Origin of the sequence: Parapedobacter koreensis, assembly GCF_900109365.1 — a bacterium.
Lineage (GTDB): Bacteria > Bacteroidota > Bacteroidia > Sphingobacteriales > Sphingobacteriaceae > Parapedobacter > Parapedobacter koreensis.
The window spans coordinates 100745-127715 of the sequence record NZ_FNZR01000004.1 but is presented as its reverse complement, the minus strand read 5'-3'; the positions used below and the strand labels follow the sequence as shown (position 1 = coordinate 127715).

At 48.7% G+C, this 26971-nt stretch carries 23 protein-coding genes; 11 read left to right on the top strand and 12 right to left on the bottom strand.

Going from position 1 to position 26971, the window contains the following annotated elements; translation table 11 throughout:
• Window positions 1-8 precede the first annotated feature (8 nt).
• Window positions 9-590 carry a thymidine kinase gene (locus BMW65_RS11810; protein ID WP_090605632.1) on the top strand — a complete coding sequence of 194 codons (582 nt, stop codon included), beginning with the start codon at window positions 9-11 and terminating at the stop codon, window positions 588-590.
• Window positions 591-592: 2 nt separating this feature from the next.
• Here BMW65_RS11810 and BMW65_RS11805 read toward each other — a convergent pair whose 3' ends face one another.
• From BMW65_RS11805 to BMW65_RS11775, 7 genes are all read right to left on the bottom strand, one after another.
• Window positions 593-1108 (bottom strand): glutathione peroxidase, encoded by a 516-nt coding sequence (locus BMW65_RS11805; RefSeq protein ID WP_090605630.1) that lies wholly within the window; start codon window positions 1106-1108, stop codon window positions 593-595.
• 42 nt (window positions 1109-1150) lie between these two features.
• Window positions 1151-2017 carry an N-acetylglucosamine kinase gene (locus BMW65_RS11800; protein ID WP_090605628.1) on the bottom strand — a complete coding sequence of 289 codons (867 nt, stop codon included), beginning with the start codon at window positions 2015-2017 and terminating at the stop codon, window positions 1151-1153.
• Window positions 2018-2106: 89 nt separating this feature from the next.
• Window positions 2107-3408 (bottom strand): TolC family protein, encoded by a 1302-nt coding sequence (locus tag BMW65_RS11795; RefSeq protein WP_090605627.1) that lies wholly within the window; start codon window positions 3406-3408, stop codon window positions 2107-2109.
• Window positions 3409-3429: 21 nt separating this feature from the next.
• Window positions 3430-6540, bottom strand: a complete 3111-nt coding sequence (locus BMW65_RS11790) for an efflux RND transporter permease subunit (protein WP_090605626.1) — start codon at window positions 6538-6540, stop codon at window positions 3430-3432.
• Between the two features lie 18 nt (window positions 6541-6558).
• On the bottom strand, window positions 6559-7617 hold the full coding sequence (locus BMW65_RS11785) for an efflux RND transporter periplasmic adaptor subunit (protein WP_090605624.1): 1059 nt from the start codon (window positions 7615-7617) through the stop codon (window positions 6559-6561).
• A gap of 153 nt (window positions 7618-7770) precedes the next feature.
• Window positions 7771-9090, bottom strand: a complete 1320-nt coding sequence (locus BMW65_RS11780) for a gluconate:H+ symporter (protein ID WP_245747622.1) — start codon at window positions 9088-9090, stop codon at window positions 7771-7773.
• 17 nt (window positions 9091-9107) lie between these two features.
• Window positions 9108-10607: a gluconokinase gene (locus tag BMW65_RS11775; protein ID WP_090605623.1), complete on the bottom strand. Its 1500-nt coding sequence runs from the start codon at window positions 10605-10607 to the stop codon at window positions 9108-9110.
• A 143-nt stretch (window positions 10608-10750) separates the two neighbouring features.
• Between BMW65_RS11775 and BMW65_RS11770 the strand changes: the two genes are divergently transcribed.
• Window positions 10751-11263, top strand: coding sequence for a hypothetical protein (locus tag BMW65_RS11770; protein ID WP_245747621.1), 513 nt, complete (start codon window positions 10751-10753; stop codon window positions 11261-11263).
• A gap of 153 nt (window positions 11264-11416) precedes the next feature.
• On the opposite strand, the gene tamL is transcribed toward BMW65_RS11770, so the two are convergent.
• The gene (gene tamL, locus BMW65_RS11765; RefSeq protein ID WP_090605620.1) at window positions 11417-13765 is read right to left on the bottom strand and encodes a translocation and assembly module lipoprotein TamL; all 2349 of its coding nucleotides are present in this window, start codon (window positions 13763-13765) and stop codon (window positions 11417-11419) included.
• Window positions 13766-13770: 5 nt separating this feature from the next.
• On the opposite strand from tamL, the gene BMW65_RS11760 reads away from it, so the two are divergent.
• From BMW65_RS11760 to BMW65_RS11740, 5 genes are all read left to right on the top strand, one after another.
• Complete coding sequence (locus BMW65_RS11760; protein ID WP_090606003.1) at window positions 13771-14517, top strand: TrmH family RNA methyltransferase; 747 nt, start codon at window positions 13771-13773, stop codon at window positions 14515-14517.
• Window positions 14518-14769: 252 nt separating this feature from the next.
• Window positions 14770-15615, top strand: a complete 846-nt coding sequence (locus BMW65_RS11755; protein WP_090605618.1) for a M23 family metallopeptidase — start codon at window positions 14770-14772, stop codon at window positions 15613-15615.
• 6 nt (window positions 15616-15621) lie between these two features.
• Window positions 15622-16017, top strand: coding sequence for a bactofilin family protein (locus BMW65_RS11750; RefSeq protein ID WP_090605617.1), 396 nt, complete (start codon window positions 15622-15624; stop codon window positions 16015-16017).
• A gap of 57 nt (window positions 16018-16074) precedes the next feature.
• The gene (locus tag BMW65_RS11745) at window positions 16075-17109 is read left to right on the top strand and encodes a ParM/StbA family protein (protein WP_090605615.1); all 1035 of its coding nucleotides are present in this window, start codon (window positions 16075-16077) and stop codon (window positions 17107-17109) included.
• Entirely contained in the window at window positions 17084-17752 is a 669-nt protein-coding gene (locus BMW65_RS11740; protein WP_090605614.1) for a polymer-forming cytoskeletal protein, read from the top strand. The genes BMW65_RS11745 and BMW65_RS11740 overlap by 26 nt, the downstream gene beginning before the upstream one ends.
• Here BMW65_RS11740 and BMW65_RS11735 read toward each other — a convergent pair.
• On the bottom strand, window positions 17707-18363 hold the full coding sequence (locus tag BMW65_RS11735) for a response regulator transcription factor (RefSeq protein ID WP_090605612.1): 657 nt from the start codon (window positions 18361-18363) through the stop codon (window positions 17707-17709). The genes BMW65_RS11740 and BMW65_RS11735 overlap by 46 nt on opposite strands.
• 82 nt (window positions 18364-18445) lie before the next feature.
• Here BMW65_RS11735 and BMW65_RS11730 point away from each other — a divergent pair, with 82 nt between their 5' ends.
• Both BMW65_RS11730 and BMW65_RS11725 read left to right on the top strand, forming a co-directional pair.
• Window positions 18446-18988 (top strand): YfiT family bacillithiol transferase, encoded by a 543-nt coding sequence (locus tag BMW65_RS11730; protein WP_090605610.1) that lies wholly within the window; start codon window positions 18446-18448, stop codon window positions 18986-18988.
• Window positions 18988-19539 carry a DUF5655 domain-containing protein gene (locus BMW65_RS11725; protein ID WP_090605609.1) on the top strand — a complete coding sequence of 184 codons (552 nt, stop codon included), beginning with the start codon at window positions 18988-18990 and terminating at the stop codon, window positions 19537-19539. Before BMW65_RS11730 ends, BMW65_RS11725 begins: the two co-directional genes overlap by 1 nt.
• Here BMW65_RS11725 and BMW65_RS11720 read toward each other — a convergent pair.
• Genes BMW65_RS11720 through BMW65_RS11710 form a run of 3 tightly spaced genes read right to left on the bottom strand, consistent with a single transcriptional unit; the run spans window position 19524 to window position 21759 of the window.
• Window positions 19524-20234: a LytR/AlgR family response regulator transcription factor gene (locus BMW65_RS11720; RefSeq protein ID WP_090605607.1), complete on the bottom strand. Its 711-nt coding sequence runs from the start codon at window positions 20232-20234 to the stop codon at window positions 19524-19526. The genes BMW65_RS11725 and BMW65_RS11720 overlap by 16 nt on opposite strands.
• The gene (locus BMW65_RS11715) at window positions 20228-21271 is read right to left on the bottom strand and encodes a sensor histidine kinase (RefSeq protein WP_090605605.1); all 1044 of its coding nucleotides are present in this window, start codon (window positions 21269-21271) and stop codon (window positions 20228-20230) included. Before BMW65_RS11715 ends, BMW65_RS11720 begins: the two co-directional genes overlap by 7 nt.
• Before the next feature lie 29 nt (window positions 21272-21300).
• Entirely contained in the window at window positions 21301-21759 is a 459-nt protein-coding gene (locus BMW65_RS11710; protein WP_090605604.1) for a hypothetical protein, read from the bottom strand.
• Between the two features lie 292 nt (window positions 21760-22051).
• Between BMW65_RS11710 and BMW65_RS11705 the strand changes: the two genes are divergently transcribed.
• Both BMW65_RS11705 and BMW65_RS11700 read left to right on the top strand, forming a co-directional pair.
• The gene (locus BMW65_RS11705) at window positions 22052-24460 is read left to right on the top strand and encodes an ABC transporter permease (RefSeq protein WP_090605602.1); all 2409 of its coding nucleotides are present in this window, start codon (window positions 22052-22054) and stop codon (window positions 24458-24460) included.
• Window positions 24461-24524: 64 nt separating this feature from the next.
• Window positions 24525-26918, top strand: a complete 2394-nt coding sequence (locus BMW65_RS11700; RefSeq protein ID WP_090605601.1) for an ABC transporter permease — start codon at window positions 24525-24527, stop codon at window positions 26916-26918.
• The last annotated feature ends 53 nt before the right edge of the window (window positions 26919-26971 follow it).

Sequence of the window (26971 nt, the reverse complement as noted above, 5' to 3'; positions counted from 1 at the left end):
ATACGAACATGCTATTTTCAGAAGATCGATTTGTGCAGCGCGATGCATCATACGGGAGCATTGAAGTGATTTGTGGTTCGATGTTTTCTGGCAAAACGGAGGAGCTCATCCGCAGGATGCGGCGAGCTCAATTTGCCAAACTTGATGTGGAAATCTTCAAACCAACGATGGATACACGTTATCATCAGACGGATATTATATCGCATGATAGCAACCACATCCCATCCACGCCTGTTGACCATTCTTCGGCAATCTTATTATTGAGCAGCAGTACCCGTGTTGTCGGCATCGATGAAGCCCAATTTTTTGATGATGAATTACCTAACACGTGCAATACACTGGCCAACCGTGGAATCCGGGTAATCATCGCTGGCTTGGACATGGATTTTAAGGGACGCCCTTTCGGCCCGATTCCTGCTTTAATGGCCATTGCCGAGCATGTCACCAAGGTGCATGCGGTATGTATGCGCTGCGGAGCGCCGGCAAATTATTCGTACCGCATTGCTAAAGACAAGCAAAAGCTATTATTGGGCGAAAAAGAAAGTTATGAACCCAGGTGCCGTGCGTGTTTTTACCGCAATAACGAATAGCATTACAATTTGCTGAGCAGCTCGTCGCTCATTGGTTCTACTTTTGACCGAAAACGATGGACCAGATTACCCTGCTCGTCAATAAGAAATTTCTCAAAATTCCATTTAACCTCTCCAGTGAAATCAGCATTTTCAGTATCCGTCAGGTATTTAAAGAGCGGTGAGATATCATCGCCTTTCACACTGCTTTTCTCGGCCAACAGAAACGTCACGCCAAAGTTTTTCTCACAAAAACCTTTAATTTCTTCATTGCTTCCGGGTTCTTGGCCACCGAAATTATTGGCTGGGAAACCGATCACCACCACTTTATCCCCATATTTTTCTGCCAATTCTTGCAAGCCGGCATACTGTTTGGTAAACCCACATTCCGAAGCCGTATTCACAATCAGCAACTTTTTGCCCTTGAACTGAGCAAGATTTACCTGCTTACCGTCTATGGACGTAAAGGTAAACTGATACACATCATTGGATGATGACGTCAATATCATCGAAATTACTAATAATACCATCGTTTTCATTTTTATCTTTTTTAAGTTTAACTTCAACTGTTATGTAATGGCCTAGAGCTGTATTTCATAATTTTTCTCCCGTTGAATGATATAATCAAACAATTCCTCAATCGGTCGTCTCAATATTTTACCAATCTCCACCCCTTGTTGTTCGCATACTTCCCGCAATTGATCCTTGAAATGGAAGGCAATGGATCCCACAAAGTGGCATACATAATCCCGGTAATCGGAAAACAACTCGATATTTGTCGTAATAAACTCCCTAAATCCGTCCTTCAGCAATTCATCCACAAATGGATGATGGATGTGCTCGCCCATGAAAACAGCAAAGGAAGCTAAATAAGCATTTGGCGAAGCCCGTTGATAGACATTTTTAATGACGATTTCTTTATTAATCCGATATCTTGATCGAAACCTATCCGACAGATCTGCAGGCATGGTGCCGTATAAAAATTGTGTCACAAGCTGTTTTCCAAACCATACGCCAGAACCTTCGTCACCCAACACATAGCCAATCCCTTGTCGTGTAGGAAGCACGTCCTGCCCATCGAAGAAGCTGATGTCGGATCCGGTGCCCAGCGTAGCGATATACCCCTTGCGGTTGCCACATGCTGCATATGCTGCGCCGACCAGATCGGTTTCCACCGAAATGAACGCGTGATGAAAAAGTTGCGACAACGCATTGGAAACCATTTCACGCCTATCTGGGCTCGTACACCCCGACCCAAAAAAATACACTTCGCTTACACGGTCTGCATAGGGTAAAATTTCCGGCACGTTCTGGATGATTTTAGCGATATCCTTCTCATTCACAAAAAAAGGATTCAATCCTTTGGTTGTAAACGCCAGCCGCTTACCATCAGGCAGTGCCAATATCCAATCCGATTGCGAGGAACCACTATCTGCTACTAATATCATTCCATATAACCGTTATATGTTAGCTTCCTTTTCTTCAGGATATCAAACTTAGCTAAAATTGGTTTTTTTTACAAGTATTTTCGTAGGTATTACTCCGTTTTGAGTGTCCCCGCAATCTGGTTGAGTGTTATTTCTGCCAGTTTTGCTTGAAATTGGGCGGTGCTATACCGTGTGCTTGCATCCACAAAATTACGCTGTGCTTCGCGAAACTCTAAGGGAGCGATGCTACCCAGTTTGAATTTCTCAAGCGTGATGTCCATGTTTTCCTGCGCGATAAGCTTATTCCTTTCCTCAAGCCGCACGAGTTCCAGGTTCATCAAATAAGTTTGATACGCAGCAAGTAATTGCGCTTCTATATTTTTACTTATCCTATCCACCTCTATTTCTGCAGCCTCCATAGAAAACTCCGCATTTTGTTCGTTGCGGCGTTGCATAAACCCATTAAAGATATTCATCGAAGCCGCAATGCCGTAGTTAAACCCATTGTTTCGCGATCGGGTTGAAAAGCCAAGCGCCGCCCTGGATTGCGAACGGGTATAGGACGATGACACGCTAACCACGGGGTAACGCTCGCCTTTCACACGTTTCAGTTCCAATTCGCTGATTCGATGGCTCACGATGGCCGATTGTAAGGTTGGATTCAATTGTTTTGCCCATCTCGCGAGCGTTTCATAATTCAGATCATGAGCAATGATAATGGTATCCGTCACCCCAAAATCGATATTCACGTCACGTGCCAACAATTCATTAAGCCGGATCTGTGTGCTCCGGTACTGATCACGCTGCCTCAATAGGTTCGTCGTGTCGGTATTCATGTCTACACTCGCCGCCAGCACATCCAATTTCGAAGCACGGCCAATCTGGTACCGGTTCTCCGCTGTTTGATAGCGAAAGGCCGATAGCTCCAACGCCGTTTGGGTAGCATTGATGAGCTGCTGTTGTTGCACCAAATCAAAATAGGCACTCATCACATCAAATACCGTCGTCAAGATGGCGGACTTCAGGTTGGCATCACCTAATGCCTTCAGCTCCTTCAGCTGTTCGTAACGGGTAAACATCTGCAATCCATCAAATATCGTCCAGTCAAGGCTGGCACCATAAGCCGTGGATCGGTTTTTGGCTCCCCGCAACGATCGGGTTTCCCCGCTCAATAAGGTCTGCTCGGTATTCTGGATACTCGCGCTCGACGACACGTCGCCACTGACCACAGGCAGCATACCCGCATTTCCAACATGGACATTGTTTTCTGCAATTGCTACGTCCTTCGCCACTAAGCGAATATCATAGTTGTTGTTCAACGCAAGCACAATGGCCTCTTCTAAGGTAAGTTCTGGTTGAGCGACTCCGAAATAAGGAATGACAGCAAATAGAATATAAATAAGTTTCTTCATAATTAATGCACACCGACCACGTTAATGCACGCCAGCCATCACTTCTTCTTCTATACGTTTGGCTTCTTCCAATTCGGGATTCCCTTTGTGTTCACGAGACCACATCGCATACACTGCGGGAATAATATACAGTGTAAGTACCAAGGAGAAAAGCGTTCCCCCTACAATCACGACACCCATCCCGATACGGCTGGTTGCCGCCGCTCCGAATGCAACTGCAATCGGCAGTGCGCCCAATGCGATGGCTAAACTGGTCATCAAAATAGGACGCAAACGGGCTTCCGCAGCTTCTAAAATGGCTTGGTGTACCGGTTTCCCCTGCTCCTTCAATTGGTTGGCAAACTCGACGATGAGGATACCATTTTTGGTGACTAGCCCAATGAGCATGACCGTACCGATTTGGCTGAAAATATTCCACGATTCGCCGGTAATCCAGAGTGATAGCATTGCACCTGCCACGGCCATCGGTACCGTAAGGATAATGATGAATGGATCCAGAAAACTTTCGAATTGCGCTGCCAAGATCAGGTATACCAATAACAACGCAAGGCCAAAAGCAAACACTGTATTGGAGCTGCTTTCCTTAAAGTCGCGTGATTCGCCCCCCAAATCCGTAGAAAAACTATCGTCTAAAACTTCACTGGCAATCCTATCCATAGCATTGATACCATCATCGATTGTTTTTCCCCGCGCCAATGAGGCCGAAACCGTAGCGGACATAAATCGATTGTTGTGGTACAACTGTGGCGGGCTACTGCGCTCCACCATGGTCACCAAATTATCCAATTGCACCAAACCACCATTTGTACTGCGCACGCTCACGCTGGCGAGATCCAATGGTGAACTCCGGTCTTGATCCATAAATTGCCCGATGACCTGATATTGCTTGCCATTCATCAAGAAATAGGCAAACCGTTGGCCACTGAGTGATAATTGCAAGGTTTGCGCCACATCCAGTACCGATACCCCAAGGCTTTGGGCCTTTTCACGGTCGATGCTGATGTTGAGTTCTGGTCTATTGAATTTTAGGTTCACGTCCACATTAACAAACGTAGGATCGGCCATCGCTTTCGCCGTGAATTCTGGCATTTTTTCTTCAAGTGCCTGAAAATTGACAGCCTGGATAATGTATTGAATAGGCATCCCTCCCCGACGGTTTACCGAAATCGTGGGTTGTTGTGATACAAAGGTACGCGCCTCCGTGTAGCGCCGGGTCTGCCGTGTCAAGGCTTCGACAATCTCCTCCTGCGAACGCTCCCGCTCATCCGGTGGAACCAGCCCGATACGCATCCGGCCATTGTTGGTTGCACCGCTACCTCCAAATCCTGGTGACGTATTTATAATATTCACCATTTTCTCCGGCACAGAATCATTCACCAACTGAGCCAATTCCAACATGAACCGATCCATATACTCAAACGAACTCCCTTCCGGTGCCGTTACATTAGCACTGATCAAACTCCTATCTTCATAAGGCGCTGTCTCCTTCCGGAGATTTGTCCAAAACCATGCGATTAAACCAAAACATATCGCCAAGATGGGGAAACTCACCCACTTCGCATGCATGAAACGGCGCAGGGAATTGGCATAGCCCGTAGTCATTTTTACAAAATACGGTTCGGTAAAATGATAAAATTTAGAATGCTTTGGCCCACCACTGCGCATCAGGTAAGCGTTGAGCATGGGTGTTAGCGTCAGCGCCACGAAAGCAGAAATCAATACAGCCGAAGCAATGACCACGCCAAATTCGCGGAATAAGCGCCCCACAAATCCCTCCATGAACATCACCGGTAAGAACACGGCAGCCAATGTGACAGAAATCGATATGACGGCAAAGAAAATCTCATTGGCGCCCTTAATGGCCGCCTGTATAGGCGACATGCCCTCCTCAATCTTTTTATAGATATTTTCGGTCACCACAATGCCGTCATCCACCACTAAACCCGTAGCCAGTACGATCGCTAGCAACGTGAGCACGTTGATCGAAAACCCGCATAGATACATGATGAAGAAGGTGGCAATAAGGGACACCGGAATATCGATTAAAGGCCTGAAGGCAATGCTCCAGTTTCTAAAGAAGAGGTAAATGATCAAGACCACCAATACCAAGGCAATCAGGATGGTTTCAGCTACCTCCATGACCGACTTCTTGATAAATAGTGTATTGTCGATGGCTACATTCAACTCGATGTCTGCCGGCACCTCGTTTCGAAGCTGCTCTACGCGCGCGTAGAATGCTTCCGCGATCTCGATGTAGTTGGTTCCCGGTTGCGGGATAACAGCAAGGGCCACCATCGGCGTCAGTGATTCCCGGATATCCGTTTCCAAATTTTCAGCGGCCAGTACAGCCTGCCCCACATCGCTGAAACGGATAATCCGGTCGCCTTCCGAGCGGATAATGAGGTTATTGAAATCATCTTCCGTCGTTAAGTTACCAATCGTTTTTATAGCCAATTCCGTATTCTTCCCGGTAATTTTCCCCGAGGGAAGTTCTACATTCTGCCGATTGAGTGCATTGCGCACATCAAGCGGCGTAAGACCATAAGCCGCTAAACGCATCGGATCTATCCAGAGGCGCATGGCATATCGCTTTTGCCCCCATATCTGCACTGCGCTGACACCCGGAATGGTCTGTAGCCGCTGAGCCACCACATTATCTGCGATATCATTCAAGTCCAGCGAATTACGTGTTTCGCTTCGCATGGTCAGCGTCACAATAGGTTCCGAATCCGCATCCGCTTTAGATACGACAGGCGGTGCATCGATATCCTGGGGCAGGCTACGCATGGCTTGGGATACCTTGTCTCGCACATCATTGGCTGCCTCCTCCAAATCCTTTCCCAATACAAATTCAATGTTGACATTGCTTGAACCTTGGTTGCTCGACGAAGAAATATTCCGTATACCGTCGATCTGATTGATGGCGCGCTCCAAGGGCTCCGTGATTTGGGATTCGATGATATCCGGGTTTGCTCCGGCGTAGCTCGTCCGCACCGATACAATCGGTGGATCTATCGATGGAAATTCACGAACACCCAAAAAGGTATACCCAATTACACCAAACAAAATGAGCATCAAGTTCATTACAATGGTAAGAACCGGCCTTTTGATACTAGTAGTGGACAAGCTCATCTCTTTTCCGTTTAAATCTTATTCAACAATTTTGACACGCACAGGCATACCGTCTTTGAGCGACATAATACCCGATATCAGTACGGTATCTCCTACAACTACACCCTTGTTTACCAATACATCGCTCTGCGTACGGTTCTCCGCCTCTACTTGGGCAGCCCTAGCGGTATCATTCTTATACAAAAACACCTGTTTGCCATTCTGAATCGGTATAATGGCTTCAGTAGGTATCAACACGGCATTTTCCATACGGCTCAACGACAGTTCTATGCGTGCAAACGAACCGGGGAAAAGCTGCTCATTGGGGTTTTCGGCCAGCGCCCGAATACTGATGGTCCGCGTTGCGGCATCCACACCCGGCTCAATGGCATAAATTTCCGCGTAATACATCGTTTCTGATCCACTGACGCTGAATTTCAATCCTTGGCCTACATGGATTTGGCTACTGTATTTCTCAGGGACGGAAAATAAAATCTTAACCGGATTGATACTCATTAAACTGGCCACCACAGTGGTTGGAGTAAGGTACTCACCTTCGGAAATTGAACGGAGGCCTATCTTACCACTGAAGGGGGCATGTATGGCTGTTTTTGCTATCTGAGCGCGAATTAACGCAGTTTGGGCTTTAGCCGATTCGTAATCCGCATGCGCCACGTCATACTCTTGCTGGCTGATGGCTTCTTTTTCCAATAACAAACGGGCACGGTTTTCATTGTCTTCAGCCAACTTTTCACGGCTCTGCGCCTGTGTCAGCTGTGCCTGCAATTCGGAGTCATCTATACGGAGCAGCAGTTGGCCTTTCTGCACCATCGACCCTTCACGGAAGGCTAGGTTTCTCACGATACCGGGTACTTCACAGCGTATTTGCACCTGTTCGTTAGCCTCGATAGATCCCGATAGGGTAATGATATTGGCAAACTCCCGGGGTGTCACGATGATGCCATTGACTTCCATTGGACTTCCTCCCTCTGTCGATTCCGGTGGCGCTATCCTTGCTTTGTCACTTCGGGTCAAACGATAACTTACAAAGGCCACAGCAACGATAGCTATCGCAATATATAGGTATTTTTTCTTCATTTTAGTATCTGAAAATATTGGTGTAGGCTCACGCCCTACCTCAAAAAGACATAAATTTACATCTTTTTATCCGTCAAAACTACGGCAAACATTAAGTATTTTATAGCTGTATCACTTTTTTTACGGAATGGACAGGCTGTACAGGCTATCGGGTTAAATATAAATATCTAACAGCAATACACCAATGAGCCCAACGATGGAGACAATGCTTTCCATCAAGGACCACGATAAGATGGTGTCACGGATACTTAGGCCAAAATATTCTTTAAACATCCAAAAGCCCGTGTCATTGACATGGGAGAACATCAGCGAGCCTGCACCTGTCGCCAAGACCATCAATTCAGCGCTCACCTGCGTAGATTCAATGAGTGGCAATGCTATGCCTCCGGCCATCAAGCCTGCTACCGTTGCGGAGCCAAGCGCTACACGGATGGCTGCCGCAATGGCCCACACCAATATCAAAGGCGAAAAGGAAAGATCACTTGCCCAGGTTGCAATATGATCGCCCACGCCGCTATCTACCAATACTTCCTTAAACGAACCAGCAGCACCGATGATAAACAAAATCATGGCAATGCTACGCACTGCATCCTCTAAGCTTAGCATCACGGCCTTCATGGTTTTTCCGCGGGCGATACCCATTGTAAAGATGGCTACAAATACCGAAATCAACAAGGCAATAATGGGATTGCCAACGAAAGTCACAGCGGTAGCTGCATCCGATCCGGCAGGAAGCACAAATGACAGGCCTGATGCAAGCGCGATGAGCAATACCGGCAACAACCCGGTCAATAGGCTAACCCAAAACCCCGGAACCGCTTCATCTGCCGGCATATCCACCTGCATAAACTGCGCAGGCGGATTGGGCCGGATACCTTTCAATGTCCATGAAAAAAGTACCCCCCCAAGGATGACTGCCGGAATCGCAACAACGATTCCATAAATCAGCGTAAGCCCCATATCTGCGTTATACAACGTACCGATAGCCGTAGGCCCCGGATGAGGGGGCAAATAACCATGCGTCACCGATAGCGAGGCCAGCATCGGCAACCCCACATAAATAAGCGGCAGTCCGGTTTGGGCCGCAATCGCAAAAACAAAGGGCACCAAAATGACAAAACCGACATTGTAAAACATGGGAATACCTACGGCAAAGCCGATAAGTACAACGGCCCATTGCACATTTTTCATTCCAAACGTACGAATCAGTCCGGTTGAAATCCGATGTACACCACCGCCATCTGCGATGAGTTTGCCCAGCATCACCCCGAATCCCAAGATCATCGTCAATGAACCCAAGGTGCTTCCCATTCCGCGCTCTATGGAGCCAATCACATCCGAAATGGGCATCCCCAGTGCAATACCCACGGCCAATGACGTGATAATAAGTGAAAAAAAAGCACTGAGCTTCAACACAATAACGAGCAACAAGAGCAACAACACACCGGCTACAACAATAAGAATAGGCACCATAGTTCAAATTGGTTTAATTATGTGAGTGACAAAAATTCATCTTTGACCCTGCTGTATAGTCGTTCAAACAGGTTGAAATTTTCCTGGTAGCGCTGATGGTTACGAAGGTCCGGCTGATAACTAGCGATGACCGTATCTTCCATGATATCCTTGAAATCGGCAATCATTCCCAGCGCTTTCAGGGCAACGATAAATGCGCCCTTGGCTGCGCCCTCTACGTTTTCTTTCACAAGCACCGGCTTATTAAACACATCAGCCAGCAGCTGTACCCACCAGGACGAGCGGGCGAAGCCCCCGTTGGCATGGATGACGTGGATAGGCCCTGCGATTTCCTCCAGCACCTTCCCTACGCTATAGACGCCATATACAATCCCCTCAAATACCGCCCGCGTGAAGTGGGCTTTGCGGTGGTGCAGCTGTACCCCGAAAAACAGTCCTTTGGCATTGGCATCCCAATGGGGTGCACGCTCACCGGTCAGGTAGGGCAAAAAAACAAGCCCTTCGGCCCCTGCCGCAACGGTAGCAGCCTCTTCAGCAAGCCGTTGATACCCTTCTTCTTCGGCTTTCCCCGTGGAGCCAAAATTGTCGTTATACCAGCGCAATACCACACCGCCGTTATTTACTGCACCTCCCAGTACAAACAAGTCCTTGGTCAGCACGTAGCTGAATGTGCGTGCCTGCCGATCGGTTTTAGGCAAGCCGGACATCATCCGGATAGCACCGCTCGTGCCAATAGTCACTGCCGCATCTCCCGGCATGACCGCATGTGCCCCCAAATTGGCGAGGCAGCCGTCACTTCCGCCCACGGTAAACGGTGTATCCACCGGAAGGCACATGTCCGCAGCGGCTTGTTTATCCAAGCCAACCAACGTATGCGTAATAGGCACAAGTGCAGACAGTTGCGTCGCGGAAACACCCACCAACGCTAAAGCCGGTGCATACCAATCCAACTGTTCAATATCGAGGAGGCCCGTGGCGGAAGCGATGGACTCGTCCACCACATAACAGCCAAAGAGCTTAAAGAACACATATTCCTTGATGGATATAAATTTCGATGCCCGATTAAAGACGGCAGGAAGGTGTTCGCGCATCCATCCCAGCTTGCTCAGTGGCGCCATCGGGTGAATGGGTGTTCCGGTCTTTAGGTAAATATCAAGACCAGTAGCTGTTGCCTTCAGTTGGGTTGCAAATGCCTCGCTCCGCGTGTCGGCCCAGATGATGCAATTTGTCAGTAGCCTATTCCCCTCATCCATCACGATAAGGCCATGCATAGCACTACTAAACCCCACGCCTAACACACGGCTCTCAGCAAACGCATCGCCTACCGCCTGTACTACCCCCGAGATGGATTGCACGACGGCCGTAAAAAGCGTTTCGGGATCCTGTTCGAAATAGCCGGGTTGTGGGTTCAAGATGGAATAGGTTATACGGTGCTCGGCAATTACTTCGCCACCCGTGCTGAATGCAACCGCCTTGGTGCCCGAAGTGCCGATATCCACGCCAATGATATAATCCATTAATGTTGCAAGCTATAATTGGAAAAATGAAGCAAAGTACATTCGTGTCCACAAATATAGAAAAATACCTAACTTTTCCGTTTTTTCCTTAACATTGCACCATCCAATATTCAGCAGAAAGCATGCGAAAACTCTTTTGCTCCATGATGATCGTGTCTATTTCATTGCTGCTGCATGCGCAACAAGAAGGCAATATTGATCATTTTATCATCAAGGAGAACCTGATAAAAAACGGTAAGCTTGCCATCATTGCCACCGATGCGGACGAAAATCCGAAGGAATCCATCTCGGGCACTTATCAATTCACCATCAATGGCTTTAAGCAGGAGTTATCCTTCAATGAAGGGGTAGCCATTACGCCGCATGCGATTGAATCATCAGCCTTTGTATTCATCAAGCACCGCAACCAGCAAGGATCCCATGGCCGATTATATTATGTGCTGAAAAACGACAAAGGGCTCAATCCGATTGCCATCAACTGGTACTACCTCATCCTCATTCCAGCAGTCATCCTATTGGTGGCTTACCTATTCAAGCGGATGGTTATCTTGGCCATCGTGATTTTGATAGGCCTGTTTATTTTTAACTACAGCAAGGGATTAGATGTAGAAAACATCGTGGAAACGATTGTACACGGCATCAAAGATTGGATGTAACGACTTAAAAGGGTGCACGACAAATTTCCGGTTTCTGAAATCAACCTTGTTTTCTGCTTGTTGTTTTTCGGCTATAACGCTCACTTCGCTCACGCCATTAGGCCTGCAAACAACAAGCAGAAAATATAAGCGGAAATTTGTCGTGCACCCGACTTAAAACGGCATCCCAATACCGAAATTATATTGTACAAAATTGTAGCGGTCGGGCGCGTTGGTGATGCGGTATTGTTCTTTAAACTCCTTACTGTTGAAAAATTCGGTAATTACCCACTGGCTCGCCCCCTCGAATTGCGGATCCCGGACTTTTATTCCAGCATCCAGCCGGATGACGAAATAGCCCCGGTCAAACCGCAGCCCCACTCCCGTTCCAATCGCCAGTTGTCCCAAAAACTTATCAAATTTAAACTCGCCTTCCGGATTCAATTCATTTTCCCTAATCCGCCACACATTGCCGAAATCAGCAAACGTAGCCGCTTTCAGCTTTGCACCAAACACATCGTTGAGCACCCTGAAGCGATATTCCACGTTCCCTTCCAGCTTCACTTCCCCCAGCTGATCAAGGTTGCGCAGGTTGAGGCGCAGGTCGGGATCGAGCACCCGGCGATTGTAATTGCCCGGCCCCAGCGTACGAGCCTGCCAAGCCCTGATGCCGTTCATCCCGCCCCCGAAAAGACTTTTCTCAAAAATTAATAAGCTGGAATTGTTGCCATAAGGCACCGCTACTCCCGGATTAAGCCGGACGATCAGTTGCCTATCGCCCCCCAAATACCGGTAATACCGCAAATCCGTTTCCACTTTGGCATATTGTAGGTAGGGCACACCCAACACTTCTTTTTCGCCATCCACATTCTGCCTAAAATCAATTACTTGGCTGGCTAAGCCCAATAGATTGCCACTTAAATCCAGCGCACCACGGAAATAGACAAAATCTTCCAACCGGGACAGCCGCACGGCATTCAGTGTATATACATATTGCGATCCCAGTCCGAAATAAGCCCTGTTGTTGCTGCGCACATAAAGCAAAAAGCCCTGATCAATCAGCCGTTGCGCAAAATCCTCGTTCAGTTGTCCATACCGGTATTCCAATACGAGCGGCGTCAGGTTGTGCTGCTTGTACCGGGTATCAGACCAATTATAGGACAAAGTTCCGCTGAAATACCGGTTGGAATACGTTTGGAATTGGTCAAAAGCCTGGAGGTTGGCCGAAAAAACGGTTCGTGGCAGTCCGCTTCTTCCCCCAAGTGGGAGTGCAAAAGGCGTAATCAGGCGCGGCACCGTAATGTTTACCCCTACTTGAAAGTCATTGTTGAATACCCTGTCAAATAAGTTGCCCGGCAATCGTGAGTCAAACAATACCCCGTAGCGCAGCTTTACCTCCAATTGTTCCAAGCCACCAAATAAGTTACGGTGTGTAAATGTATTCCCGATGTTGAAACCGTTCATCCCCGAATTGAACGTGTACTCACCCTCAATTTGATTGGCCATATAGGGCCTGGGCGTGAGTTCATAATAGGCATTAAGTTTGTTGGAGTCCGGCTTACTATACGTAATTTTCACGCTATGGAACCCATTTAATTCATAAAGGCGATCATAGGTGAGGTTTTCCATATCGACATTGTAGCTATCTCCTTGCCGATGGAAGAGGTACCGTGCAATAGGCACAGGACGAAACCGGCCGGTATAATCTTCGAAATATACCTGATCATTCAAGACCGTCTCTTCGGGCGTCGTGCGGTTCAGTTCGGCACGATTGTGCCGGATGACTACAAAACTGCTGTCAATCGTAAACTTCGTGTGTGCGGCTTGCCCTTCCGGGTTATCGACGATGATCTTAAGGTCAGCTTGGTTACTGCGAAGGCTCGTATCCACATCCACCCGCATGTATTGCCTTAAATATTCGTAATAGCCCTGTTGGCGCATCAGGTGGTATAGGCGCTCCCGCTCCGCGACCAACGAATCGGCATCATAGCGCATCGCGGACGCAATTTTCCAGTAGTCAGGCCCACGGTCGGCATAGATTCGTGCCAACTGTGGATCCGCAATATCCACATCCACACGGCGAAGCGTATAGGGCACACCCGGTTTCGCATAAAAATAAACATGTGCCCGTTTTCCTTTCGATACAATTTCATTCGTTACCGTTGCATTGAAATATCCCTTGGATGCCAAAAAACGGTTGATCTGCTGCGTGGAAAAATCGACCATGGGGCTGTCCAGGAGATGCGGAGGCTCGCCCACATTGCGGATTTTTTCCGTTCGGTAGCGGCCCTTTTTGCCATTGGCCAGGTTATAGATAAACAAATCAATGCGGGAATTGGGGCGTATATCCGGCGGGATATAGGCTTTTGCCTGTTCCTCCAGCCGGGGGTCTACCCCTTCGATTTCTGCCTTGGTCACCAATGCTTGCCCATCTTCCAGCAGGCGGGTAGAGCGGCACGATGCCGTAAATAGCAGCAAAAGCAGTATACTTGCATACACAAAAAGGCGATACCGTTTATCCATTGATTATGCTCTCAAAACTGCAAATCCGTACCATTGCTTCACTCCAACATAAAAAATTCCGTAGGGAACATGGGTTGTTTGTTGTAGAAGGCATCAAATCCGTAACGGAATTCCTCCATTCAGATTATATCGTGCAACATGTTTTTTACACCTCCCAAGCGGCCACAAAGTTGATTAAAATCCCGCAGAATATAAAATCAGAAGCAATCAATGATGCGGATTTACAGCGGATCAGCTCCTTGAAGACACCCCAAGGTGTGCTGGCGTTGGTACGTATCCCTGCTTATCCCGCCCTTACCCGAGAGATGCTGCGCCATACTTTTCATTTGGTCTTGGATGACATCCAGGATCCGGGCAATCTCGGCACCATTATCCGCACAGCAGAATGGTTTGGCTTTAAACGCATCATCTGCTCAACGGGTTCCGTGGATGCCTACAATCCCAAAGTCGTACAGGCCAGCATGGGATCGCTTGCCCGTATGCAACTTATTTATACCGACATTAAGGCGCTTGTCGAGCAAGCCTCCGTACCCGTATTTGGCGCTGTGCTGGATGGCACATCGCTCTATGAGACCGATTTTGGCCCTGAAGGATTGATTGTACTGGGTAATGAAGGCAACGGCATCGGTCCGTCCGTATTACCCTACCTCCGCCACCGTGTCACCATCCCACGCATAGGCAAAGCCGAGTCGCTTAATGTGGCCATTTCCGCCGCGCTTTTCTGCTCGGCCGTGGCAAATCAGGGAAAATAGACCCTGGGGTCTATTGAAACTGATCGATTAGCCCACTAATTTTGTCCTGTAATTAACACAAAACTTAACAAGTTTAACCAAAAATCATTTTTTTTGCTTTTTTTTAGTATTTTGTAGGAAAGCTACGACAGAATGGAAAAAACTACCCTTTTGGGTAGGGGTAAAATGGATTTGATCGATTTTATTTGTATCAATTTTTAAAGACCATGTCGATAGCATTAGATCCGTTCATTTCAAACAACATATTCGTATATGGCATCAACCAAAACTAAATGTACTGTCATTATCGTCGATCCCAAAAAAGGACAAAGCCGATCCATCAACATTTCTTCCCCGCATATTTATAATCTCAAATATTATATTGGGCTGTTAGCATTTGTCCTGGTCGTATTGATTACCGTTTGCGCTACGCTTTATACTTCCGCCAAGCTGCGCGAGCAGGAGCGTATTTCATTAGTTTCAACGGTGCGCGATCTGCAACAGCAACTGCCCAAGCCTACCGACACGCTGGATGCCAAAGACTATGTACAACGCATTGAGGCCAAACTTTATAAAATAAACGAATACCTGAAAAAAAGAGGGGTAAAAGGCTTCACCCAGGATGCGGTGGGTGGCGATGAGCATAAGGAATTGAGGCTTGCTCCCCTTGAATATTATAGCCTCTATGATCAGTACTTAGAGCAGGTATTCGAAGGACTCACCTATACACCCACCGGCTTTCCCGCAAAACCGGAGCTGACATCTGCTTACGGATACCGATCCAATCCGTTCCACGGGGGTGGGGGTGAATTTCATGCCGGCATTGATTTCAGGGGAAGAAAAGGAGACTTGGTACGGAGTACCGCCAGTGGCGAAGTCACCTATGCCGGCCGGAATGGCGGTTACGGTATTTGTATCCAGCTCAAGCATAAAAACGGGTACGAAACCCTATACGGACACCTATCGAAGTGCCTGGTAAAAGAAGGCGAAAAAATAGTAGCGGGTCAGGTGATTGGCCAAGTCGGATCAACCGGACGCTCAACGGGTAGCCATCTCCATTACGAAGTAAGAAAAAACGGAAAGCCCATCAATCCCATTAATTTTCTACGTTTAGATTAGCGCACGATGAGTAATGAGTTGATGGCTGCAAAATTGGCAAATAAGCGCAACAAAAGTAGCGCCGAGCAAACAATACCGACACTTATTGGCAAAGATTGTGTGATTCATGGAAACATCAATCACGCATATGCCATCCGGGTCGAAGGCACGCTCATGGGTGATGTCGTCGAAGCCGGAAGTTTAATTATTGGTGAGTCCGGCGTAATTAATGGAAATGTAAAAGCCAAAACGGTCATTATTTTTGGCCATATCAATGGCGACGTTTCCGCTACGGACTCCATAGAAATCAAGAATTCCGGCAAAGTAAGCGGTAAGCTCAGCACACAAATCCTAGCAGTTGAACGGGGAGCTGTTTATGATGGGAAAATCGTTATGGGCCACGTCTCCATGGATTCGGAGTAAGCCCGTTGGCCAATGCCAAGTATAAACATGAAATAGAAACATTCAAATTCATTCACTATGTATTCAATACAATCATTTTCCAGTTTAGTAGAAAACAACAACACTGTCCTTACGAATACTTCAAAAGACCTGTTGCATGGACTCAAGATTTTGCACAATGACAAATGGTACATTTGTGGTGATTTAGCGTTGAATGAGGGGCAATCACCCCATAAGATCATAAATTCTTCTCCCGACGATACCGATTATCAATTACTCGGCAAGGCGGCGCTTATTTTGGTGCAAAGCGCGGTGGAACAGCCCATTACCGTCACTACAGGCTTTCCCTATTCTACATACCATATTTACAAAGAAAAAGCCGCCGCTTTTTTCAAGCAAACACACCTGCTCGATTTTGATGCGTCTACCTTCAATAATGGCGGCAAGAAAAAAGCAGTATTGGAAGTGCAGAACGTGGATGTCATCCCGGAAATCGTAGGTTGTACTATCGGCATACGAAAAGGCGAAACACAAGCGACAGGCAGTTTTTTCGTACTGAGCTGCGGCTTTGGTACCTTCGAATCCATCTTAAGCACGGATTCCGGCATCATTGAGCAAACCATGGTCAGTACACACGGTATCCGCTACGCGGTCAATATCCTCATCAATGAGTTAAGAAGCAAATATTACCTGGAATTCAGGAATGCACACTTATTTGACGACGCCTTCCAACGCGGGTACGTATACCTAAACCGCCAAAACATCGATTTACGGGAAATACGCAGAAATGCGATACAGACCTATTACAACGAGGTGATTTCACCCAACTTAAGGAATGTCATTACCGATGCCAACCTGATGAAGACCAACCGGATTTACCTCTGTGGCGGCGCAATGTATTACCAAGACTTGATTGATTGTTTCCGCAATGAGTTTGAAGGCATTGCCCAATTGGAAGTATTGGATAATCCCGAAACCCTCGCCAGTACGGGCTATGCACTCAATTCGCTGCGTGTCGCCCATGGAAAACGTAAGTCAGCCGTTGGAATTGACATCGGGAATGCTACCACGATTGTGACTAATTTTGATGACGAGGAAACAAAAACCTATTAGATTGATTGATTTCTTTAAGAAAAAAGCATTTAAAAAAAGTACGTCGGAAGCGCAAGAGCCCCAGCAAAATGAAATAATTGTCACCGAACAAGACACTATTTCCCTGACGTCAATGATCCTTGTCAATAAAAGGCAAGGCAATTTTTACGTCCGCGAAGTGGCTACCGTAGCGACAAATGCGTATATTTCAGGTGCGATCGTTTCTTCCGAAGGTGTAATTAGAGGACGGGTAACGGGCAATATTACCTGTACAGGAAACCTATTGATTGCTTCAACGGCCATCATCGAAGGTGCCGTTGCTGCAAAATCCACGACTATCGAATCCGGTGCCATCATCAATGGCACCATGTCGGTGATCGATGAAGCCCCGGCAAGCTTGCTGGCTGAGAAAATACGCTTAGCCGAAAAGTTGTTGGGCAATGGCTACACGCCTGCCATTGAACCGATAGAGGTGCCGGCTGCAATGTCACCTTCAGCCTTGAATGAGGTGCGCAAAACACCGGGTAAAACTAATCACAGCAAGACACCGGGTAAAAACAACGTCAACAATCAGGCACTGAAAAGTACGGGCGCGACAAAACCGCCTACAGCCCCCGATCAGCATTCCGCCACAGGCGGCGACCAAGCGGGAGGCTGGTGGTAATCCGCTATCCTGGCTTCGTTTTTCAGCGCCCATTTTAGTAACGCGTTGTTCTCTGCTTTCAGGCCCAGCTTACGGCAAATGTTATGCCGGTGGTTTTTAACGGTATATGGGCTCAGGAAAAGGGCCTCGGAAATTTCGTTTGTTGTTTTTCGTTCAAGAATCAGCCGGATTACTTTGAGATCCGTTGCGTTCAGTGGCGTAGGGGGGCGTGATACAGCACCATCATGTGCCTGCCCCAGCTGATCAGCGGCAATACGGGGTTCGACGAGCTTGATTGCGGCAAAAATGTTGCACGGGTTTAGCGGTTTGAATAAATAATTCGCCGGTTGTATTTCGGTTGCACGCAGAATGCCCGTGTTCAAGCAATATGGCGTCACCAAAATCACTTCAAAACGATAGGAATATTGCAATTCCCTTATCCATTCCATTCCATCCCCCACGCCGTTTAAATCCACATCGCAAAGCAAGAGCTGCGGCAAAAATTCAGGCATGATTGCCCGGGCTTCGCTATTATTCTCGGCTATACGTACCTTGCAAGTAAAGTTTTCGGTCAACTGTTGTTTGACGAACCAGCCAAGACCGGTTTCATCTGTCACGATAAGTATTCGCATTCATCAATTATACGATTTTTTGCGCAGATGCCCCAATAGTCCCAACTTTTTTCTTTAGTTTTATTGGACATAATCAATTGCCATGTCTGTCGCCATCTATCAGTTAAAATATCCGATAGGCCCATTTACCAAACCCGAGCCCTTGGACGGCCGTGTTGTCGCCTCGGCCATTGATACCATTGCCTCATTCCCTACCAAACTACGCTTAGCCGTAGCAACGCTTACAAGCGAACAGCTCGATACCCCTTACCGTCCCGAGGGCTGGACAGTTCGGCAGGTCGTCCACCATTGCGCCGATAGCCACATGAACAGTTTTATCCGTTTTAAGTTGGCACTTACAGAAGATGCACCCATCATCAAGCCCTACTATGAAGACCGTTGGGCAGAGCTTGCCGATACCAAAGCCTTGGACATCACGTACTCGTTGATCTTGCTGGACGGCCTGCATGCCCGGTGGGCAGCATTGCTCAGATCGCTGGAGCCAACGGCTTTAAAACGTGTATTCATCCATCCCGAACAAGGTAAGCAACTGGCCTTGGACGAAGCCACCGCCTTGTATGCCTGGCATTGCGAACACCATTTGGCACACATCACCACATTGAAAGATTCGAAAAATTGGACGTAATGGAACAGGCCGAAAAAACAATGATGGAAAACCTGTACAAGCATACAGGAAAGGCTTTCGAGTACTGGATAGCGCTCGTAAAGCAAGAAAATTTCGAGAAACATGGGCAAATCGTCAAATTCCTGAAAGAACAACATGGCTTCACCCACGGGTTTGCCAATTTTGTGGCACTGAAGGCACGGGCGACAGATGCAGCCTCCGTGGATGATAAAGATGAACTGATCCAAAAACAATACCAGGGAAAAGAACACCTCCGCCCTTTGTATGACCGGTTAATCAGTGAAATCAACGGATTTGGCAACGACGTGGAAATCGCTCCAAAGAACGCCTACGTAAGCCTGCGGCGCAAGAAACAATTTGCCATCCTCCAACCAGCCACCAAGACCCGGTTTGAAATCGGCCTGAATCTCAAGGGAGAACCAGCCCAGGGAAAGTTGGAGGCCATTGCAACTGCCAACGCCATGTGTTCGCATAAGATCAACCTCCACTCGGCGGAAGACATCGATCAAGAGACGCTCCATTGGCTGAAGACGGCTTATGAGCGGGCCTGACACTTTTTTCCCATCTCATCTTTATAGTTCCGCCCGATGGGTATCTGATGGTCGCCGATGATGATGCGATTTTTTTCGATGCGTTTGATCTTGTCCATTGCCACAAGGAATGATTTGTGCACCCGTATAAACCGTGGGCTGGGAAAAAGCTTTTGCATAAATTTGATTGAACCTTTTACAACAATTTTACCACTTGCCGCATAGATGATGGCATAGTCCTTCAGTCCTTGAATGTGGGTCACGTCCGCAAAAAATAGCTTAATCTGCCGAACGCCGCTTTTCACAAAAATAAATTCCGGCGTATCCCGGCTGAGCTCAAAATCGGCATCTTCGGTTTTCAGCGACAAGAAGTCCCTGATTTTTTCAAGCGCCAGCAGAAAACGGGGTTTAGCTATCGGTTTCAGCAAAAAATCAATCACTCCCAATTCAAATCCTTCGAACGCGTAGTCACGGAAAGCCGTAGTGAATACCGTGATGGGTGGATGGGGCAGCGATTTCAAAAAATCAATTCCACTCATTTCCGGCATCTCAATATCCAAAAACAATACGTCTACGGTATGATCCTCCAAAAATGCCCGCGCATCAAAGGCATTGCTAAAACGACCGACGAGCTGCACCCGATCCAGCGAAGCCATGTAGCCCGCAAGGATTTCCTGAGCCAGGGGTTCGTCATCAACAATGGCGCAATTTAGCATGGCTGTACGATTTTTAAGGTTACTTCGTACCGATCCGCGCCGTCCACGATGTGCAAGTCATAATTGCCAGCATACAGCAGTTCCAGCCTTTTCCGTAAATTAGCCAGGCCGACACCACCGTTGCTGTGGTGCGGCCGGACGCCGACTTTATTATTGGCTATCCGCACTTCGAGCTGCTCACCGATAGCAATGTGGATATGCAAATATGCATTGCGTACAGCCCTACTGATGCCATGTTTAAAGGCATTTTCTACCAATGGGAGTATCAAAAAAGGTGGTATCTGGCACTTATCCACATTGCCGCTTACCACCAAACGAATATCCGCTTGGTTTCCTTGCCTGATCTTTTCCAAGTCAAGATAATTATTCAGGTAGTTGATTTCCTTTTCCAGCGGCACATAGGCTTCATCGCTTTCATACAGCATATATTCCATCAACTCCGAAAGTTTCAGTACCACATCCGGTGCCTCATCCGATTTCTTGATGGTCAATGCATATAAATTGTTCAGTGCATTGAAGAGAAAATGCGGGTTTACCTGCGCACGGAGATAGTTTACCTCGGCCTGCAATTTTTCCACGCGTATCTCCTGCAGTACTTTTTTCTGCTCGTACCAGTCCATACTGAATTTCAAGGCCACCGTCAAAAGCAAGTAAAGCGAAGTGTGGGTAAAATTATAAATCAACGAGGTGGAAAGGCGCACATTCCGGTTGGGCCCCAGCACGTAGCCAAAGAGGTAATGGTCATAGAGGCTCTGTATCACCAAATAAGCAACAATCAATGCAACCACCAATGCAAAGTATTGCCCGTACTTACCATGCAAGAGGTAACGCGGTATCAGCCAGTGGATATTGGCCCATGCCAGCGCAATCAGCAACGCCACCCTCACCACCACGCAGGCAAAAAAATTCGGGAGTCCGGCTTTTTCGATCAGGTAGGTACGGTCATACAGAAAGATCAGGGTCACCATTACCCAGTAACCCAGGTAAATCCAGCGCCCCTGACCTTTGAAACCATTCGCTAAAGCCGATCCAACCATATGTTGCAATTTACGAATAAAAAACCCGTTTATTCAAGTGCAACGCGGGCGAGCAGTTCGCCTTGGGGATGCTCGTCAGTCAGGTAATGAAGGCTCAATTGGCGGTTTGCATAGCGTTTTTCCAGTTCGCGTAGCGCCTTCACGGTTATCACCATGCCGCCATCTGCATGATTGACGTCCGCAAACTCCCATGTTTTCAATGCATGGCCCTGCTGATCGTTGATGACGATGCGCCTGCCCGTGCCTACACCCTTGTTGGTGCAATGTGTGTAATAGATACGCAGTTGGTCCGATTCCTTGGCTTTATCCAGCTGGAGCTTCCGCAGGTTCAGCGGCTGGTTTACAAATTGTTTTAAGATGAGCGTGTTATTGAGGTATATCTCATAACTGTCCAATCCCATCTTTGCCGTGAAACCAAATCCGGCGAAACATACCGTGACAAGCGCCAATAGCTTCAAAAACGTTTGCCTGAATGTCTTGTTGTTCATCACATGACTTTTTACATAAAACAATACGAATTAATTAATCCTTAGCAATATTACGCCTATGCGAAGCAACACCGAAAAATAGTAGACCAACGACCAAAATAATAGACCAATGGAGCAGCAAATGCGGCAGCCTGGCCCCACTGTCCGATACTGAACAAATAGGTGTCCGATATCGGACATTTACGTTATTAAAATCTTATTACCACACTTATTATCAATAGATTGAAATTTTGGCCTTATAAGTGCTTTAGCATTTCAAATAAAGTCTGGCAGACCATTAAAAAATAAAGTTATGCTGCGAAACTACCTCAAAATCGCTTGGCGAAACCTAAAGAAAAACAAACTTTATTCGCTGATCAACATGACCGGACTGGCCACCGGCATGGCCGTTTGTATCGTCATCATGCTATTCGTATCGTACGAACGAAGCTTTGATGGGTTTCATACCAAAAATATTTACCGGCTGAATGAGGTGCAGAAATTCGAGGGCATGGTTGCCCCGCAAAACGTGGCCTTGTCGATGTTCCCGATGGGACCCACGCTGCAGCAGGAATTTCCCGAAGTCATCAATTTCACGCGGGTCAGGCCCAATGGCAAGCTACCCCTTCAATTCGGGGAAAAGCGCGTCACGCTGGCCCATTCGGCATGGGCCGATTCGACATTTTTTGAGCTTTTTGATTTCCAGCTCGTCAGCGGGGACCGGACCACGGCTTTGCATGAGCCGAATAGCCTCGTCCTTACCGAACGCAGCGCGCAGTTGCTTTTTGGAGCTGACGATGCCCTTGGCAAGACCATTGCCCACTACGGACAGGACACCCTGCTCCTTACCGTCACCGGCATCCTGGAAAATATGCCTGCCAATTCCCACCTGCAATTTGACGGGCTCATTTCGTTCAATACCTTTGCTGATCCAAGACTCATGGGCAACTGGGGCGGCAATTGGCTGACGACGTACCTGGAGCTTGCCGCAGGCACCGACATCGCTGCGCTGGAAAAAAAATTCCCTGCCTACCTGCAGGCCCACATGAATGAAGAACAGGCCAAGGCCTACGAACTCTTTTTACAGCCACTGCAAGACGTGCACGCCCGCTCCGCGGATATCACGCACGATTACCTCAACCACGCCAAGTTCGATGGCAATTATACCTCCATATTTTCGTTCATTGCCATCATTGTACTGGTCATCGCGGCCATCAATTTCGTCAACCTTTCTTCGGCCAAGGCTGCGTCCCGCGCCAAAGAAATCGGCGTGCGCAAAGCCGCAGGCGCAAAGCGGCCGCAATTGTACCTGCAATTTATCGGCGAGTCGGTCTTATTGAGCTTCCTTGCACTGCTATTATCCCTCGCTTTCGTGGCGTTGCTCCTCCCTTATGTCAATCAGCTTAGCCAGCGGCAAATTGGTATGCCGCTATGGAGCCGTCCGGGTTTTCTGCTGTTGGTGGCGGCAGGAACCGTTGTCGTGGGGATATTATCCGGCCTCTATCCGGCAGCCTACCTATCCAGCTTCCAGCCGACCAAGGTGCTCAAGGGATCCCCAGAAACCGGACGGAAAAAATTCGGATTCCGGAATGTGCTGGTGGTGGTGCAATTTTCCAGCGCCATCTTTCTCATCATCGCCACCTTATTTGCTACCCAGCAGCTACGCTACATGCAGCGCAGCGATCCCGGGTTTACCCGCGAACAGATTGTGACGGTGCCATTGGACGACAAGTCATACCCCAAATACGAGGCGCTCAAGCAGCAATTGCTCAGCAACGCGTTGATTACGCAAGTCACCGCCTCGCAGCAACGCCTGGGCAACAACCTGCACCAGACTGGGGTAAGATTCCATGGTGAGGGTCCCGTGCGGGAGCTGGCATCTTCCCAAATCATCGTCGACCCCGATTTCCTGAACGTCTACCAGATTCAACTCATAGCCGGGCGTGATTTTCATCAAGACTACGCTTCGGACAACGGCAAGGCATTTATCATCAACGAGACATTGGCCAAGGAGCTCTTGAAAGACTACCCCGGCAAACCCGTCGAATCGTTGCTGGGCAGGCATTTTGGCTTCGGTGGCGTAGATTCCACCGCCCAAATCGTAGGCATTGCCAAAGACTTCAACTTCAATTCACTCCACCACAAAATCGAAACCCTGTGTTTGTTCAACCAACGCGACTGGGGGTTTTCAGAGCTATCCGTCAAAATCAATGGCGCGCGGGCATCCGACGCCATCGCCCACATCCAATCGACGTGGAATAAACTCGTACCGGAACGGGATTTCGAATACCAGTTTCTCGACGACCATTTTGCCGAGCTTTACCGCTCAGACAGCACCGTAAGCGAAATCGTCGGTATACTTACTGCGCTATCCATCTTTATTTCCTGTTTGGGATTATTTGGGTTGGCCTCGTTTACCGCTGAGCAACGCGTCAAAGAGATCGGTATCCGCAAAGTGCTGGGCGCTTCGGTGGGCAGCATTGTCCGGCTGCTGTCTACGGGTTTCGTCAAGCTTGTCCTGGTGGCCATCCTCATCGCCGTCCCGCTTGCCTGGTGGGCGGTAAGCACGTGGTTGCAAAATTTCGCTTACCGCATTGACATAGCGTGGTGGATATTTGCCGGAGCTGGACTCCTTGCGATTATCATCGCATTGCTCACGGTGAGCGGACAAGCCATCCGGGCAGCCCTGGCCAATCCGGTCGACAGCCTGCGGGACGAGTAATGGGGATATACCGATGTATATCGGGATCGATTCATAGCGAGATGAATGATTTTAGCGTAAAAAAATGATCAAAAACCACTTAAAAACGGCCTGGCGCACCATCTTGCGCCAACGAACGAACAGCGTCATCCATTTGAGTGGCCTGGCTGTGGGGATGACGGCTGCATTTTTCATCTTCCTATGGGTCAAAAACGAATACAGCTTTGATCGCTACCATCCCGATGCCGATCGGATTTACCGGCTGACATCGCATGCTAAACGGGCAGGCACCACCAGTGCCAGCACACCCTACACGTGGGGCGAAGGAATCCTCGGTCAGCTATCCGATGTGCAAGCTTTCACCCGCATGCGCCCCATTACCGGCGTGCTACCCAGTATCGGCAATGCCGATCAGCTTCTCAAAGAAAAGGCCGCCGCCTATGTAGATGCCCATTGGTTCGCTGTTTTCCATTACGATTTTCTCGCCGGGAGGCCCCAGCCCTTCCGTAACCATCCGCATAGCCTCATCCTCACGGCATCCGCAGCCATCAAGTATATGGGCAAAATCGAAGGTGCCGTGGGCAAGACACTGCTCGTAGACGGCACGGCGTATACCGTACAGGGCATCATCACAGATCCGCCAACGAATTCCAGCTTCCACTACAGCGTCTACTTACCCGTAGCCGCGCGGCATACCGATCCCCTCTGGCGCACAAGAGACTTCCAAGACGACTTCAATACCTATAGCACGTATATCAAGCTCGCCCCCGGTGCGTCGCCCGATGGGGTCGTCCAACGGGTCGTGGCCACGGCACCCGAGCATTGGCGCGAAAGCGACACGTTGAGCCTGCGGGCGCTGAGCGACCTGCATTTCGAAAATGACCTCGATTTTACAGACCTCCGGCATGGCAACCGGCCGATGACCGGCGTACTGCTGTTGCTCGGCGTCCTCCTTCTCGTCGTGGCCTGCATCAACTATGTCAACCTCACCACGGCCAAGGCCACCGTACGCGTCAAGGAAATCAGCATCAAGAAAATCGTTGGCGCCGAGCGGCGGCACCTGTTCGCGCAGTTCGTCATGGAAACCGTGCTCTTGGCCACCATCGCCTTGCTCATCGCGTTGTTGCTTACCTGGGCGTTCCTGCCGTTTTTCAATCAGCTCACCAGTCTTTCCTTCGTCCTGTCGCTGGCCGACCCATCGCTGTGGACACTGTACGGCGGCACCTTATTGGCCACGCTCGTGATGGCCAGCATCTACCCTGCCCTGTTATTATCGGCCTTCCGGCCCATCGCCGCCTTGCGCGGGCACAGCTTTGGCCCTGTTAAAGACAGTTTGTTGCGCAAGGCCCTGGTGGTCGTTCAGTTTTCCATCTCGGTAGCCCTCATAGCAGGCACCCTGGTCATTTACCAGCAGATGCGATTCATCGATAGGCAATACGACCAGTACGACAAATCACAGGTATTTAGTTTCCTATTTCGCCCCAGTCGGGACCTCAGCATGGAGGCAAAGCGTGCCTATTTCGAAAACGTCAGGCAAGAGTTGCTCTCCCACAGCAGTATCGCAGATGCCGCCGTCAATTCCGGCGTTGACGTAGTGGATATGCGCAATGAATGGAGTGGTTTTGACTGGGATGGCCGCGACGAAAACAAGGTCTATCCGCTCACTTTCTTCCCCATCGGATCCACGTTGGACGGATTTTACCAGCTTGAGGTAACGGCCGGGCGGTGGTTTCTGCCGGATAGCCGCGAAGACGAGCACAATTACGTGCTCAACGAGACCGCCGTCCATCAACTGGGCATCCGCGAGCCCGTCATCGGCCAGCGCCTTTCGCTGGGTTCAGACACCGTAGTGGGCCGGATTATCGGCGTAGTCGCTGATTTCCATTATTTGAGTGTCCGTGAAAAAATCGGTGCCGTGATATTTGGCAACAACCCGTGGTACGCCAACTCCTTTTCGGTAAAGAGCGTTCCCGGGCGGCAAGCCGAAGCCCTTACCGCAGCTGCGCAGGTGTTCAATACGCACCTGCCCGATGAGCCGTTCGATTACCAGTTTGTGAGCGAAGAATTTGAGCAGGTATACCGTGAGGATTACCAGGCCGCTACCTTGATTGCCGGATTTTCCGTACTCGCCCTATTGGTGTCGTGCCTGGGTCTGTACGGATTGGCTGCTTTCAGCGCCGAGCGGCGGCACAAAGAAATCGGTATCCGCAAGGTGCTCGGGGCCACGGTATCGGGTATTGCAGGCCTGCTCTCCAAAGATTTTGTCAAGTCGGTGCTGGTCGCCATCGCCATCGCTTCGCCCATTGCCTATTGGGCGATGGAGCAATGGCTGGCCGATTTTGCCTACCGCATTACCCTCTCGTGGTGGGTATTTGCGGTGGCGGGGCTCGCCGCAATCATCGTCGCATTACTTACCGTGAGCGGACAAGCCATCCGGGCAGCCCTGGCCAATCCGGTCGACAGCCTGCGGGACGAGTAATTTTCTCATTCAACTTCACAATTATTTTATGTTGATAGCATGTCCACTTCACA

Coding starts and splice junctions, on each gene's coding strand:
- BMW65_RS11810 (WP_090605632.1), top strand. CDS start 9: ATGCTATTTTCAGAAGATCGATTTGTGCAGCGCGATGCATCATACGGG.
- BMW65_RS11805 (WP_090605630.1), bottom strand. CDS start 1,108: ATGAAAACGATGGTATTATTAGTAATTTCGATGATATTGACGTCATCA.
- BMW65_RS11800 (WP_090605628.1), bottom strand. CDS start 2,017: ATGATATTAGTAGCAGATAGTGGTTCCTCGCAATCGGATTGGATATTG.
- BMW65_RS11795 (WP_090605627.1), bottom strand. CDS start 3,408: ATGAAGAAACTTATTTATATTCTATTTGCTGTCATTCCTTATTTCGGA.
- BMW65_RS11790 (WP_090605626.1), bottom strand. CDS start 6,540: ATGAGCTTGTCCACTACTAGTATCAAAAGGCCGGTTCTTACCATTGTA.
- BMW65_RS11785 (WP_090605624.1), bottom strand. CDS start 7,617: ATGAAGAAAAAATACCTATATATTGCGATAGCTATCGTTGCTGTGGCC.
- BMW65_RS11780 (WP_245747622.1), bottom strand. CDS start 9,090: ATGGTGCCTATTCTTATTGTTGTAGCCGGTGTGTTGTTGCTCTTGTTG.
- BMW65_RS11775 (WP_090605623.1), bottom strand. CDS start 10,607: ATGGATTATATCATTGGCGTGGATATCGGCACTTCGGGCACCAAGGCG.
- BMW65_RS11770 (WP_245747621.1), top strand. CDS start 10,751: ATGATGATCGTGTCTATTTCATTGCTGCTGCATGCGCAACAAGAAGGC.
- tamL (WP_090605620.1), bottom strand. CDS start 13,765: ATGGATAAACGGTATCGCCTTTTTGTGTATGCAAGTATACTGCTTTTG.
- BMW65_RS11760 (WP_090606003.1), top strand. CDS start 13,771: ATGCTCTCAAAACTGCAAATCCGTACCATTGCTTCACTCCAACATAAA.
- BMW65_RS11755 (WP_090605618.1), top strand. CDS start 14,770: ATGGCATCAACCAAAACTAAATGTACTGTCATTATCGTCGATCCCAAA.
- BMW65_RS11750 (WP_090605617.1), top strand. CDS start 15,622: ATGAGTAATGAGTTGATGGCTGCAAAATTGGCAAATAAGCGCAACAAA.
- BMW65_RS11745 (WP_090605615.1), top strand. CDS start 16,075: ATGTATTCAATACAATCATTTTCCAGTTTAGTAGAAAACAACAACACT.
- BMW65_RS11740 (WP_090605614.1), top strand. CDS start 17,084: ATGACGAGGAAACAAAAACCTATTAGATTGATTGATTTCTTTAAGAAA.
- BMW65_RS11735 (WP_090605612.1), bottom strand. CDS start 18,363: ATGCGAATACTTATCGTGACAGATGAAACCGGTCTTGGCTGGTTCGTC.
- BMW65_RS11730 (WP_090605610.1), top strand. CDS start 18,446: ATGTCTGTCGCCATCTATCAGTTAAAATATCCGATAGGCCCATTTACC.
- BMW65_RS11725 (WP_090605609.1), top strand. CDS start 18,988: ATGGAACAGGCCGAAAAAACAATGATGGAAAACCTGTACAAGCATACA.
- BMW65_RS11720 (WP_090605607.1), bottom strand. CDS start 20,234: ATGCTAAATTGCGCCATTGTTGATGACGAACCCCTGGCTCAGGAAATC.
- BMW65_RS11715 (WP_090605605.1), bottom strand. CDS start 21,271: ATGGTTGGATCGGCTTTAGCGAATGGTTTCAAAGGTCAGGGGCGCTGG.
- BMW65_RS11710 (WP_090605604.1), bottom strand. CDS start 21,759: ATGAACAACAAGACATTCAGGCAAACGTTTTTGAAGCTATTGGCGCTT.
- BMW65_RS11705 (WP_090605602.1), top strand. CDS start 22,052: ATGCTGCGAAACTACCTCAAAATCGCTTGGCGAAACCTAAAGAAAAAC.
- BMW65_RS11700 (WP_090605601.1), top strand. CDS start 24,525: ATGATCAAAAACCACTTAAAAACGGCCTGGCGCACCATCTTGCGCCAA.